Below are 242 nucleotides of genomic sequence, written 5' to 3'. Positions count from 1 at the left end.
AGGGGGGATTATTATGGAAAGGAACCCCCGGTAATAGGCCCCCCCCATGTATTTTCTACCCCCCCCGGCGCCCCGGGCGATAACTGGGGGTTTTCCGCTACCTATGATGCAGCAGGGAATTTTTACGGTGGCAGCCTCCGCTTTGGTCCCGGTAATTACCCGGGAACACCGGGCGCTGCACGAAGCTCCTTCTAGGGTGGGAAGTTGGATATTGCTATTGGTGAGGTTGATCCTACAGGCCG

The 242-nt window shown here is 57.4% G+C and carries 1 protein-coding gene; it reads left to right on the top strand.

All coding sequences use genetic code 11. The features are described 5' to 3' along the window. On the top strand, positions 1–195 hold a 195-nt coding region (locus KVT36_RS32035), incomplete at its 5' end, for a hypothetical protein (protein WP_217607487.1). Between the last annotated feature and the right edge of the window lie 47 nt (positions 196–242).

This window comes from Chitinophaga sp. GbtcB8 (assembly GCF_019091455.1).
GTDB lineage: Bacteria > Bacteroidota > Bacteroidia > Chitinophagales > Chitinophagaceae > Chitinophaga.
The sequence above is the reverse complement of the archived record's forward strand: the minus strand, read 5'-3'. Positions and strand labels throughout refer to the sequence as shown.